This is a genomic window from Opitutus sp. ER46, from assembly GCF_003054705.1.
Lineage (GTDB): Bacteria > Verrucomicrobiota > Verrucomicrobiia > Opitutales > Opitutaceae > ER46.
In genome coordinates this window covers 166502-179332 of the sequence record NZ_QAYX01000018.1, presented here as the reverse complement: position 1 = coordinate 179332, position 12831 = coordinate 166502, and the positions used below count along the sequence as shown (strand labels likewise).

Below are 12831 nucleotides of genomic sequence, written 5' to 3'. Positions count from 1 at the left end.
ACGTGCTGGGGATCGGAGGCGGGAACGTTCATGGTGGAAAGTTCCCCTTGGTTTTGTCGCTGGGAGCCGGCTCTCGCAGCGAGACGGCGGGAAGCGGGGTGGGCTCTGCCTGGTCGACGATGCGGGCGATGATGTACGCCACGAGGTTGCGCTGGTGCACCTCGCGTGACTTCGACTTGAACAGGTAGCCGATGAGGGGGACGTCGCCGGCGATGGGCACCTTGGTGACGCCGTCGACCTCGCCGATGCCGGCGAGCCCGCCGAACGCCAGCGCCTGGTTGTCCTCCACGTAGGTCGTGTACTCGTACTTCTGTGACGAGACGACCGGGATCTCGATCGTGTTCACCTGCCGGAATCCCTTCAGCACGCCGACCTCGATGCGCACGACGAGGCGGATGCGGCGGCGCCCGCCCTGCTCGCCCGGGAAGATGGTGGGCACGATGTTCACGGACGTGCCGATGCGGCGGATGGAGACGTTGGCGGTGGTGGCGCCGAAGCCTCCGTTCGGCACGCCGGAATAGATGTTGTTGGAGGAAACGAAGGGCTCCTCGTCGCCGACCGAGAAGTATACTTCCTGATTGTTCGCGGTGACGACGGTGGGGTTCTGCACGAGCCGGCTGCGCTTGTCGGTCTGCAGGGCGTTCAGCTGGAGCGAGAGGTCGTCGATGGTGAGCAGCGCTTGTTCGCCCTCGTTGATGAAGCGGGAGAGGTTCACCTTGCCCTCGATCTCCCGCAGCGAGACCCGCGGCTGGAAGTTCTCGTGGTTGACGCCGAGGATCGTCTTGGGGTCCCAACTGGTTTCAAAGAAGCGCGCCTCGATCCGCACCTGCCGGGGTGGCTGGTCGATGAGTTTGATGTAGCCGGTGACGAGTTCGTGCTGGGCCCGGCTGCACGCGACGTAGAGCGCGTTCACATCCGGGATGTAGATCACCTTGGCGCGGGAAGGGGCGTCCCCAACCGGCTTGGCGGGAGGCGAGGACTTGACGGCGTCCTGGGCGGCGCCGGCGTCGGTCTGGATGCGTTCGCCCGGCAGGCCGATGAGATCGCGGATATCGTCGATGATCTTGCGGGTTTGGGGGGAGAAGACGCGGCCGCCGGCCGACTCGTCGCCGGCCGCCGGGGCGGCGCTGGTCGTGGCGCCCACGGTGGCGAACGCGTTCTGCGCGGCCTTGTACACATCGAGATTGGTGTGCTTGAGCGCGTACACGCGGGCGATGAGAGCGCCGGTGGCCTCGCGGTTGAATTCCCAGATGCCGTCCCGATAGGCCAACGTGAACCGGTAGCGGTCGCTGAGCCGGTTCAGCAGGCGCCAGGGGCTTACCTTCGTGGTGAGAGTCACGCGTTCGGGGAAGTCCTCGGCGGCGGGCGCGATGAAGTTCATCCCGCAGGCCGTCGCGATGGTCGTGATCGCGCCGCCGAGCGTATCGTCCTGCACCGGGATGGCGAGGGGGGGAAGACGTTCGAGGCGCGCCACCTCGGCGGCTTCGGTGATGACATCCGCGGCGCCCGGGTCAGCGGCGGCGAGCACGACCGGTTCCTCTGCCATGGCGGCGATCTTGCGGCCAAGGAGGGTGGCGGGTTCACCGGCGGCCAGGACGGACGCGAGGGTCAGGAGCAGGAAGAGGAGGGCACGCGGGCTCGAGTTCATGGGCAAGGGGTTCACCGGCCCCCGTTCGCCTGCTGCTGGGCGACGTCGGCGATGAGGTTGGGATAGGGCAGCACGATCGCGAGGGCGACGGCTCCGATGATCGCGCAGCACACGATCAGGAGGGGCCAGCGCAGGAGATTGGGGAGGAGGTTCAGGCGCGCCTCGGCGCGATCATCGATCTCGGCGATGGTGCGCTGCAGGAGCGTGCCCAGGTCCGCGCCCGCCATGCCGACCTCCATCTTGCCGGCAAGCCGCAGCCCATCGTCGCCGAGGCGGTGGCGTTCGGCGGTGAACGCCTCCTCCACGGTCTCGCCGAGCGCGATGCGCGCGTAGCATGCCTCGAAGAAGGCGCCGACCACGCAATTGCCGGCGGCCGCGGCGGCCATCGCGAACTGATCGCGGACCCGGGCGCCGGATTGTTTCAGGAGGACGAAGGTTCCGAGCGCACGAACCAGGGCGATCCACTGGATGATCGGGCCGACCACCCACAGTCGGATGCTCAGCCGCTGGGCCCAGGGAGTGCGAAGCAGCGCCGGGCCGGTCACGATCCCGGCGACGACGACTGCACCGAGAAGCGGAAACACGATGAGCGCGTGTTCCCGCAGGAATTGGGCAACCGCATAGAACGCCCGGGTGATGGGCGGCAGATGCCCGCCCAGCGTGCGGAATAATTCGACCATGGGCGGCAGGGCCCAGATCTCCAGGACGATGGCGCCGACGAGCGTCAGCGCGATGAGACTGAGCGGGTACGTGAGGGCGCCCACGAAGCGGCGCCAGACTTTGCCGTCCTTCTGCAGTCGTTCTGCGATCGTCACCAGGAGACCGCCGGCTTTGTCCAGCCCCGCCGCGGCCGCCGCTTCGACCATGGCAAGCTGCATCGGCGCGAAGGTCTGGGGAAAGGCGCGCATGGCGGTGTGCAGTTCCTCGCCGTGGGTGACGCGGTGCTGGAGGCTGCCCACGATGCCTCGCATGGCAGGCGTGCGCGCCACCCGCGCGGCGAGGTTCAACGCCAGGCCCATGCCGCTTCCCGTGCGCAGGGCGCTGCCGACGGTCTCGTAGAAATCGGCAATCTCGTCCCGCCGGGGCCAGTGGTGAGGCCACAGGGTTTCGGTCGGCCGAAGCGGCACGCGGCGGCAGGTCTCGTCCTTGCTCGCGCCGGCGCCCGCTTCCGCGGCCTCGATCGACGACGCGTACACGCAGACGCGCCGCGGTCGCACGGGCGCGCCGACGCTCACCTTGCCCGCACGGCGGGCCACCTCAAAGGCGTGGAGTTGCCAGCGAGCCGATGCCGCTGAGGACCGGAGGTTCAGGGGCGGGCGCGACGTGGGGGGAGTGACGGTGGGGTTCATGGTTCATTCCTCCGGGCTGCATCGGGCCTGTCCGGCAGTTCTTCCCACACCGCCTGCCACTGGCCGGCCTCGGCGAGGCTGGTTTCGCCGCGGGCCGCGAGCGTCAGTGCCGCCTGGTAGACGCGGGTGAATCCGTGCTGCTGCATCCATGCCTCGATCTCGCGAATCGGGCGCTTCTCCGCGATGAGGAGCGCCACTTCGGACGTGACGGGCAGCATTTCAAAGGCCCCGATTTGTCCGCGGTAGCCGGTGCCGCGGCACTCCTCGCAGTCGCCCCGCACGGGATCGAATACCGCGGACGGAGCCTCGACGCCGTGGCGTTGAAAGAGGCTGGTTTCCGCCGGCGTTGGCGCGCGACGACCTGCGTCCCGGCAGCGCCGGCACAGGCGGCGCACCAGCCGCTGGCTGACGATGAGCGTGGCGGCGTTGGCGAACATCTGGGCATTCACGCCGGTGTCGACCAGCCGCTCCACCGTGTGCGCGCAGGACATCGTGTGCAGCGTCGCAAAGACGATGTGGCCGGTGAGCGTCAGCCGGATCGCGGTATCGGCCGTGTCGCGGTCGCGAATCTCGCCCACCATGCCCACGTCCGGATCCTGGCGTAGAAAGCCGGCGAGGAGCGCGTCCCAATCCACCAGCCGGCGCCGGTCCAGCTCGGCCTGGTTCACGCCATCCATCTCGTACTCCACCGGGTCCTCCATGGTGGTGATGTTCACGTCGGGCTGGTTGATCTCCGCCAGGGCCGAGAACGTGGTGGTGGTCTTGCCGGAGCCGGTCGGCCCGCACAGCAGGATCAACCCGTACGGCCGGGAGATGGCGCGTCGCAGGAGCGCGGCCTCGCGGGCGGGCATCAACTGGTCGAGCGGGGGCACCTGGCCGCGGCGCGGGAGGAACCGGATTGCGAGTTTCTGGCCGGTGCCGCGAATGGGATAGGCGGCCACGCGCAGGTTCACGATCTCGGCCCCGTGGTGGACGGTGCACGCGCCGTCCTGCGGCAGCCAGCGCTCGGGCGGCATCCCAAACTGCTCTTTGGCTGCGCCGATCACCATGCGGCCGAAATCCGCGGGCATCTCGAGCCACTCCTCGAGGTAACCATCGATGCGCGCGCGAATCCGGTACGAGTCCAGGCCGAGTTCGATGTGCAGATCGGTCGCGCCGTGGCGGATCCCGGCGGACAGCTCCTTGAGAAACACCTTGAGCGGATCGCGATCCGGTCGGCGGGCGTTATAGGTCTCAAGCTCGCGAATATCCTTTTGGCTGAGCCGGATCGTGCCGGGCTCCCGGGCGGCGTCGCCCGACCGAATCCGGGCCCGCCCATCCTCGATCTTGACCCGGACGCGCCCCGCGCCGCGCGGCTCCGCGGCCGGTTGCGGTCCGGGCGCCGCATAGGGCGTCGTTCCCGGGGCACGCTCGATGGCGCGTGGGCCGTCGAGCAGGACGAAGTGCACGTGCCAGCCGTCGCCGAGTTCGTTGAGGAGCAGGTCTTCGGCCGCGGGTTGCGGCAGCCGCTCCGCGCCGACCCAGAGTTCACGACCATGGGCGGCGAGCGGGCGGGTGTGCGCGGAGAGCGCGGGGCTGAGCTGACGCAGCACGGACTCCGGCGGGGCGATCACGGTCGGATCGGCGACGGCGCCATGCTCCAGCAGGAACCAGCACGCGCCGTGGTAACCGGGCGGCAGCGCGTCGAGCGGGACCTCGTCGGAGTCGACGAGCAGCTCCTGGAGACGCTGCAGGTCGGCGGGGCGATGCGGGAAATACTCGAGCAGGAAGCGCAACGCCGCGCGCAGCGTGGTCGGGCGGACCAGGCGGACGTCGGGCACGGGGAACAGCCGGCGCGGTGCGACCAGAGTACCGGCATCCCAATCCGGGGCGGGCGCGTTCTGGACGAAGGGGGTGCAGAGGCGCAGGTGGCGTTCGTAGTCGCCGCGGCGCAGCAGCACGGGCTGGAACCAACCGCTCGGCAGCGGCCCCGGCGTGGTGGGGTGGTGATGACCGAGGATGAGCAAAGGGCCGGCGGTGCCGACCGGCAGCCAAGGGGTGTCGCCCGGACGGAAGGCCGCATGGACCAGATCAAGCCAGGCGACATACAGCTCCAGTGCGGCGCCGTAGATTGAGGCAGACGCCAGCGCGGCGGGGTAGAGCCGACGCGCCGCGAACGCGTTGCGCAGTTCCTCCGGCCCGAGAGCGTACCCCTCCGCGGCCTCGAGCGGCCGGGTGGTCTCCGCCGCCGGGCACGGCGTGATCGTGACAACAGTGGAGGGCGCGTTCATCGGCTGTGGAGGAAGGCGGGCAGGGCGTACCGCACGTCGCACTGGATCGGGTTCTCGTAGGTGCCGCCGGAGACCTGGAACGTGAGTTGGTCCTCGCCGATGTGTTTCAGCCTGGTCTTGGCCTCGGGCAGGAGTCGCTCGCGCGGTGAGCCGGCCATGACCTCGTCGCCGATCCGGAAGATGCGGCCATCGATGACCACCAGGGGAGACGCGCCGCGGATCACGCTGCGGACGCGCCCCTCGAGCGCGACCTCCAGCCGCGGAGTGATCTCGTCGGGGGTTGCTCCCCCCAGCGGAAGCGGGCGTTGGTCGGAGGCGATCGCGGGCTGAAGGGGGTTGCGCGTGAACCCGATGGGGCGGGCGTGCTTCAGCCGCTCCGGGAAAAAGTCAGTCCACGGCACCGACTGCATGAGCTCGGACATCCCGCCGACGTCGGCCCATGCCGGGGCGGGGGGCGTGCGGCGGCTCTCGTGGCTGGCGACGGGCTGGATGAGCCGGAGGGTCAAACCGGTGTTGCCCCCGATGTTGGAGGAAAACTCGCACAGCTCGACGAGCGCGGCGGGATACCGCTCTTCGACTTTTCCGAGCCAGGTGAGGAGCGCCGCGAGGTCCTTGCCGCTGGCGCGAAGGGTCACGCGTTGCACGCGCCACGGCTGGCCCTGGAAGAGGTAGCGCTCCGGCTGCGGGGTGATCGCGTTGTCGGTCACCAGGCCGAGCTGCCGCTGCGCGATCATTTCGATCTCGGAGCGGACCTTTTCCGCGGCCTCCTTTTCCGGCAGCCGCGCGGAGTCGTGCCAGCGAGTCGCAAATGCCCGCAGCGGACTAATGGAGGCTTCGACGCGTTCAACCTGGCTGCGCTGGGTGGCGCGGGTGACCGCACCCGCCTCGTGCTGGGCGCGCAGGCGGAGGTGGCGGGCGCGGACGTCGGCCGCCATCGCGTTCGTCAGAAAGGCGGCGCCGGCGAGCGCGGCAAACACGAGCCCGATCCCGGCGAACGTGCGGCGGTAGTAGCGGGTCATGACGCGGCCACCTCCGCGGCATCCGGCACGATGAGGTGGAGCCGGTACTGGATGGCACGCGCCGAGCCGGCCATGCCGACGGGCAACTCTTCGCTGCCGATCTTGAACCGCAGTTCCTTGATCGCCTGTTCCACGGCGCGGTGCGCCGCGAGCTGCGCGTCCTGGTCGCCGAGGACGACAAAGGTGAGGGCCAGTTGGCCGTCGCGCAGCTCGAGCTGGAGTTTGTCCAGGGCGGCGCTCCCGGGGATGTCACGCAGCAGCCGATACGCAAATCGCTGGGCGTGAAAACTGGACGCCACCCAGGTCCGCAGCGCGGTCGCGTCGGCGAGATCCGCGGCCGCGCGTGCGAGGAGGGCGCGGTCGCCATCGGTGTCGGCGTTCCAGCCGGCGGCGGCGCGTTCCAGCCGGTAGCAGTCGTATGTGATGCGAACGGCGTAGGCGGTGTTGACGATGGCGACGACGGCGAGCACCGCGGCGAGCCCGGCGGAGCCCAGGATCAGCCGGCGCCATGAGCGGGGCAGGGCGGGGCGGACTTCCCTCGCCTCGGGGTTGAGATCGTGCTGCACCGCAGCCGCCAGCGTGACGTTCTGGGTGTCGTGGGCGGGATGGTCGGGCGGGCGCACCAGCTCCGCGGCGGGGGCGTGTTTCTTCACCGCGGCGCAAAGCTCCTCCGGACCGATGAAGGTCAGCGAGCGACCGCCGTTGGCATTGATGAAGCGGGCGATGTCCTCGTCGACGGCTCCGGGACGCTGGACGGCCTGGCGTGGCTGGTCGGCTTCCACCGCGCCGCGGGGCGGCACGAAGTCGCCGTGTTCCGTGTTGAGCAGGAGCGCGCTGAGGCCGTCGGTGAGAACGAGGTCCCGGGCCAGGCCCCCGTCGGCCTCGCGTGCGAGCCAGGCCTCAAGTTGGGCGGCGACACCGATGCGGATCGCGGCCACGCCCAGCCCGGCTTTTCGGATCTGCGTGGAGAGATCCTCGACGTCGGCGCGCCGGACCGAGAAGACGACGGATCGATCGAGCACCGGATGGTCGACCGCGGTGTAGAGGCGGTCCGGCTGGGCGCGCGGAATCACGGCCTCTGGTGTTTCCATCATCAGGCGATGGCGGGCGAAGCTGGACCGCGGCTCGGTCGCATCGGCGCGCGCCGCGCGTTGTCCCAGGACCGCCTGCCAGCCCGCGGCCAGCACCACGACGGCCCAATGCGCGTGCGCCGCTGCCGCTTCGGCGCGCAGGACATCGACGAAGTCGGCGGACGCCCGCTGGCGGATGTTGCGGATGCCGCTGAGGCGCGGTTGCCCCTGCCGGTCGAACGCCACCCGAACGGTGGCGGCCTTCTCGAGCGCGATGTGGATGGCGAGCACGTTTTGGCCGGCAAAGCGGACGCCAAGTGGCGCGGTCACATCCGTCGGGTGAGCCTGATGCGCGGTGCCGGTCACCAACTCCCCCAAGGGGGTGGCGGCGAGCGACGGCCAGAGTTTCGCGGCGGTGAACATGAGGACGGCGAGGTTCAGACGGCGATGAGTTGCTGCTGCCGGCGCTCGGCGAGGCTGTCTTCCCACTGCATCATCCCGAGCCGCCGGGAGATTTCCATTTCCTGCCGGAGGCCCAGCCAGTTGCCCTGCCGCACCAGGCGCTCCATCTGCGTCAGCCTTTCACCGTGCTGATTGCGAAAATACATGACCTCGAAAATCGGAACCAACCCCTCGCATCCCGGGATGAGCCGCTGGAGGACGACGCCCTCGAGGCATCCGGCAAGGGCGTCGCGCGCGCCGTTGTCTTCGAACGCCGGATTGATGAGCCCAAGGAACCGCTGTGGCGTGGAGGGCGCGGTGTAAGCGTGCAGCGACGTGACGACCACGTGACCGCTGAGAGCGGCGGACAACGCGGTCTCCGCCTCGTCGCGACGGCGGATTTCCTGCACCATGAGGACGTTGGGCTTCTCCTGCAGCGCCTCCTCGAGGGCGGCGGCATAGCTGACGGCATGCGTCCCAACCTCCCGCTGATGGAACACGGCCGTGGCGGTGTCCTCATGCTCGAATTCGATGGGCCGCTCGATGGTGATGAACTTCCCACCGAGCGCGGCGGCCCGGGCCTTGAGCAGCGACGCGAGTGTCCAGGTCTTGCCCGAGCCGGTGACGCCGCCGACGAGGAACATGCCGCCCTGCAGTTGCACGAAGTAGTCCTTCAGGCCTTCCGGCAAACGCAGTTCCTCCGGGCTGAGAATCGCGCGCGGGAGGGGACGGATGGAGAGCGCCTCGCCTTCGCGGTTGGGCGAAAGCGTGATTCGGTACCGGCGTCCGTTCGGATCGCGGACGACGGTGGTGCAGCCGCGGCGGGCATCGGACGGCCGGGCGGGCAGAATCGCGCGCACGCTCTCGGCCCACGTGGCCGCGAGCGCGGGAATGTGGGTTACGGACAAGGCCCCGTTGCGACCGACAGCCACGCTACCGGTTGACTTCAGCGTGATGTCGGTCGTGCCCGCGGGGCGGGTTACCTGGTCGAGCAGCTCGAGGATGGGAAAGGCGGGCATGGTGAACGGGCGTCAGGGCAGGACCGGCATGGCGAGGGTGGTGCCGGTGCTGAGGATCGTGCCGTGGTCGAACGAGAGTCGGCCGAACGCCCGGCCATCGGCGACGACCGGCGCCTGAAACTCGACGCTGCCGGGCGCGAAGAACCCGGTGGTGTCCGCGTCGGTCGCGAGCACCGGAACGCCGAGCGCGGTTCGCGTGCGCAGGAACGTCCACGCTGCGGAGTCCGCCACCGCGCCCTCCGGAACAACCGGATCGGCGGCGATGCGCACGAGGTCGCTCCACGCGGTGATCCATTCGGGTTGGAAGAAGGAGCGCAGATCGCCGGAGAACGGCCCGGCGAAGGGGCCGAAGGTGGACTGGAAGCCGATCGCCTCGGTTGGCCAGGCGTCGCCGAACGCGGCCTTGGTGGCGGCGGGGAAGTCGATGGTCACCGCGTGCGTTCCCTGCTGGACCGCGGTGTAGGCCGGGAAGTCGAAGGGCACTGCCGTCCCGGGCGCGACCTCGATGCCTCCATGTTTCAGGACGGGTGCGCCCAGCCCGAGGCGATAGGCGAATCGCGCCAGCGGACTGGGTTCATAAACCTGCAGGCGACCGGCGGCGGTCGTCACGAGCCATCGGGTGCGCCCATCGGGCAGGCCGACCGCGCGGTCGCCGGCGTCGCCGCGTCCGGGATACTCGGACCAGGCGTGACCCTGGACGCGTTGCAGCAGGTGCACGGCCGTCACGGACTGCATGGCCTGGCCGGGACCTTCGGTGGCGGTGGCGGGCTGGCTGAGCACGAGGTGAACTTCGGCCTCAGCGCTGGCGGTGGCCGTGACTTGGAGCACACGCGGCTCGCCGGCGTTTGCAGCGGCGAGTGACGTGGCGGCCACCGTGGTGCCATCGACCGGGGTGAGCACGGGCGTGGGCATCACGATGGGAACGAGCGGGGAGGTCGGGTCGTCGCGCGGCGGGAGGGGCGCGCCGGCGCCGATCTGGAAACCGGCGCCGGCGACGCGCGGCTCGGCCACCGAGGGGTCGAGCATGAGGTGGATGGGAACGAGCCGCGGAAACCCCGGCGCTGGCGCCACGCTGGTCTGGGTGATGGGCAGCGGGGGAACGACCGGGACCGCGGGGTTCAGCGTGGCGGCCAGAGCCGGGGCAAGATTCGGGTTGAGACCGGACGCGAGAGCCTGGTCGTGAAAGGATCGCCAGGACTCGAGCCGGGACTGCCGCCCGATCGCGTGATTGAGATCCTGGATACGCGTGACGAAGACCAGCAGCGGCCCGAGCACGACGCCGAGGAGGACGAGGGCGACGACGAATTCGGCGATGGTGAAGCCGCGGGAGTGACGCGTGGTCATAACGGCTCCGAGCTTGTGGCGACGTACACGGCCCGCGGAGCGATCCGCTCGGCGGCGGCGGGCATGGCGCCGGGGTTGATATCGACCGCCGCGACGCGGGTGCTCCCGGCCCAATAGGAGAGGTGCCCGACCGTGAGCCGACCTCCCAGTGTCAGGGAGGAGGCTGGATCGAGCAGCAGCGCCCCCTGCACCACGGTTTCAGCAGCGGTGGTGAATTGGACGTGAAAGCCGACGATCACCACGGGGCGGGTGATCGAACCCAGCGCGACCTGGAGCGGCGCGGCGGCTGGCTCCTTTGGTCCGGCGAGCACGACGAGGATCGCCGGCGCGGCGGGTTGGGCGCCGGAGTCTGACAACTCGAGCGTCGTGGCGCCCGTGCGGGAAAACAGGACGGCGGCGTCGCGCGTCGCGGTGATCGCCCCGTAGGTGCCGGGACCGGCGGCGCCGAGATCCCAGCGCGCGGTCGCCCCGGTTTTGCTCAATCCTGCCAACTCGGCGGTTTCCGCTGTGGCTTCGAGGTCATGAAAGTGAGTGATGCCGGCATATTCTGCGGCGCGATCCAGGAACCGCGCCGAGAAGAGCCGTTGATACGCGGAGGCGAGAGCGGCGCGGTGGCGGTAGTGATACGGCAGCAGCCCCGGCTGGGCCTGAAGCGCGGAGACGAAATTCGGATCACGGCCGGGGACGAGGCCCGCAGGAAACGCGGAGGTGGAGATCGGGCCCTGGGCTCCGGTGGTGGCGCCGATCTCGTCAGGGAGGTCGTAGGCCGCGATGGGAAAGCGCGTGAGTGGTGCGGCCAAAAGCCGGGCGAAGACCGCGATGTCGTAGGAGCAACGTGTCTCCAGCGCCTGTCGCTCGGAGACGAAGACAAAGCGGGCGGGAGGATAGGCTGCCACGCGCGGCCCGATGAGGCGGCTCAATTCGGGGGTGAGGCACGGCCGCAGCTCCTCAGTCACCAGACTCAACTCGTCCGGCGACGCGAACGGAGTTGGAAATGCGACCACCGCCGGAAGGGGAGGCGTCTCCGTGATGCTCAGTTTGCTCGAGGCGTCGCCGAGTTGGGCGAGGCGGGTCTCCAGTGCGTTGGGGAGGATCACGCTGGCATGGGCGTGATCGCCGGTGACGGCGTCGAGCACGGCTTCGGTCACGGCCCGCTCGAGCCGCAGTCGCTCGGCCGTGCCCTGCCGGTAGCCGTCAAATGCGCGCGACGTGGTGCCAACGCTCGTCAGCACCAGCGCCTGCATCGCGGCGGCGACGCCGACAAAGGCGAGGATGACAAGCACGAGGATGACCAGATAGCCGCCGTGGCCACGACGCGGACGAACTCGACTGGAGGCACCACGCGTCATGGCGAAACCGCCAGGAGGTAGCTGAAGCGGGAGAAGGGCGGCAGATCATCGGGTCGCCCCCGGTTGCCGCCGTAGATCCAAGGATCGGGAAACGCCACGCAGGCGGGGCCTTCCTCTCCGTCCGTGTTCAGCTGATACCGCAGCCAGGTGTGCACGGCGCCGACGAATACGCCTTGGGAGTGCGCCGGTCGTTCGGCGAACGCGTAGTGCTGGGCGCCGTGCTCGATGTCCCAGAGCTGCACCTCGCGCACCACAAAGCTGCGGGTCGCGCTGCCGTCGGACCAGGTCTCCTCCCGGCGTCGCACCTGCACGAAGCACGTGATGGCGAGGACGCCCTGATGGGACCCAACCACGACAGTGGAGAAGTCCTCGCGGGACGGGGCGTCCTCTGTGGCGCCGAGCGCCGGGCCATAGGTTTCCTGGAACCGGCACGCGTCCAGAGGCAGGCCGGGCGAGAAATCATCGATGCGCGGCAGGCCGCGGACGCGCAGCGGTGCCACACGGGTGGGCGCGGCATCGGCGGGAATCGAGAGGTGCTGGCCGCCCAGCACGTAGACGGCGCGGGCAGCAGCAACGCGGTCGGTGAACGCCTGATGCAGGCGTACCGCGGATGGAAAGGCGCCGAACGTGGGCGCAACCGGCAGGGTTTCCCCGCCGATCAGGATGCTCTGGGGTTGCATGGTGTGGAGGAGTGCAAGGAGAGCCGCCAGCAGGGCCGCCGTCGTGACCGACGAAAGCACGAGGACGATGACGAGCTCGCTGAGGACGAAGCCGCGCTGGGTGTGGCGGGAGTGGGCAGGCGAGGGGAATGCCGGCGGCGATTTCATCCAGATTATGAACGTAGGGAGGCGCGGGCTGGGCATGCGGCGGCCCAGGGCGGACACGGGGAGTGCCGGGGGGAGCGATTGTCGGCGGGACGACCGACGGAGCTCAGTCGGTGTAGGCGAGCGTGGCGCCGGCCTTGTTGCGGAGAACCGTCCGGGCGCGCAGCCCGCCGGTGAGCGCCAGCGAGTAACCTCCCGTGGCGGCGAGCCAGTCCGCCGGTGCACCCGTGAGTGCGCCGGCTTCGATCAGCAGCGTGCAGCGCTGGGCGTCGGACAGCGCGGCGTCCCATTCGGTCGCCGCGGCGGGGACGGTCAATGCATAGGTGATCCGGGCGGCGTTGACGACGCGGGCCTTGTTGACCGCAGCCGTCTCACGCGCGGCGGGCACCACGTTGCGAAAACCGCCCACCACCATGGTGCCCAGGAGCCCAAGCATGGTGACCACGATCAGGATCTCGAGGAGCGTGAACGCCGCGCCGGGGCCCCGGGTATTCATGG

Annotated in this window: 10 protein-coding genes; all 10 read right to left on the bottom strand. The window is 69.7% G+C overall.

The genetic code is table 11. The features are described from left to right. Nucleotides 1–28: 28 nt before the first annotated feature. A complete protein-coding gene (locus tag DB354_RS04240) occupies nt 29–1648 on the bottom strand; it encodes a hypothetical protein (RefSeq protein WP_107834196.1) in 1620 nt (539 codons plus the stop codon). Nucleotides 1649–1659: 11 nt separating this feature from the next. Further along, the gene (locus DB354_RS04235; RefSeq protein WP_107834195.1) at nt 1660–2997 is read right to left on the bottom strand and encodes a type II secretion system F family protein; all 1338 of its coding nucleotides are present in this window, start codon (nt 2995–2997) and stop codon (nt 1660–1662) included. Next, on the bottom strand, nt 2994–5267 hold the full coding sequence (locus DB354_RS04230) for an ATPase, T2SS/T4P/T4SS family (protein ID WP_107834194.1): 2274 nt from the start codon (nt 5265–5267) through the stop codon (nt 2994–2996). Before DB354_RS04230 ends, DB354_RS04235 begins: the two co-directional genes overlap by 4 nt. Beyond that, nucleotides 5264–6286, bottom strand: a complete 1023-nt coding sequence (locus tag DB354_RS04225) for a hypothetical protein (protein WP_107834193.1) — start codon at nt 6284–6286, stop codon at nt 5264–5266. The genes DB354_RS04230 and DB354_RS04225 overlap by 4 nt, the downstream gene beginning before the upstream one ends. Continuing rightward, nucleotides 6283–7779 (bottom strand): hypothetical protein, encoded by a 1497-nt coding sequence (locus DB354_RS04220; RefSeq protein ID WP_107834192.1) that lies wholly within the window; start codon nt 7777–7779, stop codon nt 6283–6285. The genes DB354_RS04225 and DB354_RS04220 overlap by 4 nt, the downstream gene beginning before the upstream one ends. Nucleotides 7780–7793: 14 nt before the next feature. Continuing rightward, the gene (locus tag DB354_RS04215) at nt 7794–8816 is read right to left on the bottom strand and encodes an ATPase, T2SS/T4P/T4SS family (RefSeq protein WP_107834191.1); all 1023 of its coding nucleotides are present in this window, start codon (nt 8814–8816) and stop codon (nt 7794–7796) included. 12 nt (nt 8817–8828) lie between these two features. Further along, entirely contained in the window at nt 8829–10160 is a 1332-nt protein-coding gene (locus DB354_RS04210; RefSeq protein WP_107834190.1) for a prepilin-type N-terminal cleavage/methylation domain-containing protein, read from the bottom strand. Beyond that, the gene (locus tag DB354_RS04205; RefSeq protein WP_107834189.1) at nt 10157–11509 is read right to left on the bottom strand and encodes a hypothetical protein; all 1353 of its coding nucleotides are present in this window, start codon (nt 11507–11509) and stop codon (nt 10157–10159) included. The genes DB354_RS04210 and DB354_RS04205 overlap by 4 nt, the downstream gene beginning before the upstream one ends. After that, nucleotides 11506–12336: a hypothetical protein gene (locus DB354_RS04200; protein ID WP_107834188.1), complete on the bottom strand. Its 831-nt coding sequence runs from the start codon at nt 12334–12336 to the stop codon at nt 11506–11508. The genes DB354_RS04205 and DB354_RS04200 overlap by 4 nt, the downstream gene beginning before the upstream one ends. 103 nt (nt 12337–12439) lie before the next feature. Further along, nucleotides 12440–12829 (bottom strand): type II secretion system protein, encoded by a 390-nt coding sequence (locus DB354_RS04195; RefSeq protein ID WP_107834187.1) that lies wholly within the window; start codon nt 12827–12829, stop codon nt 12440–12442. Between the last annotated feature and the right edge of the window lie 2 nt (nt 12830–12831).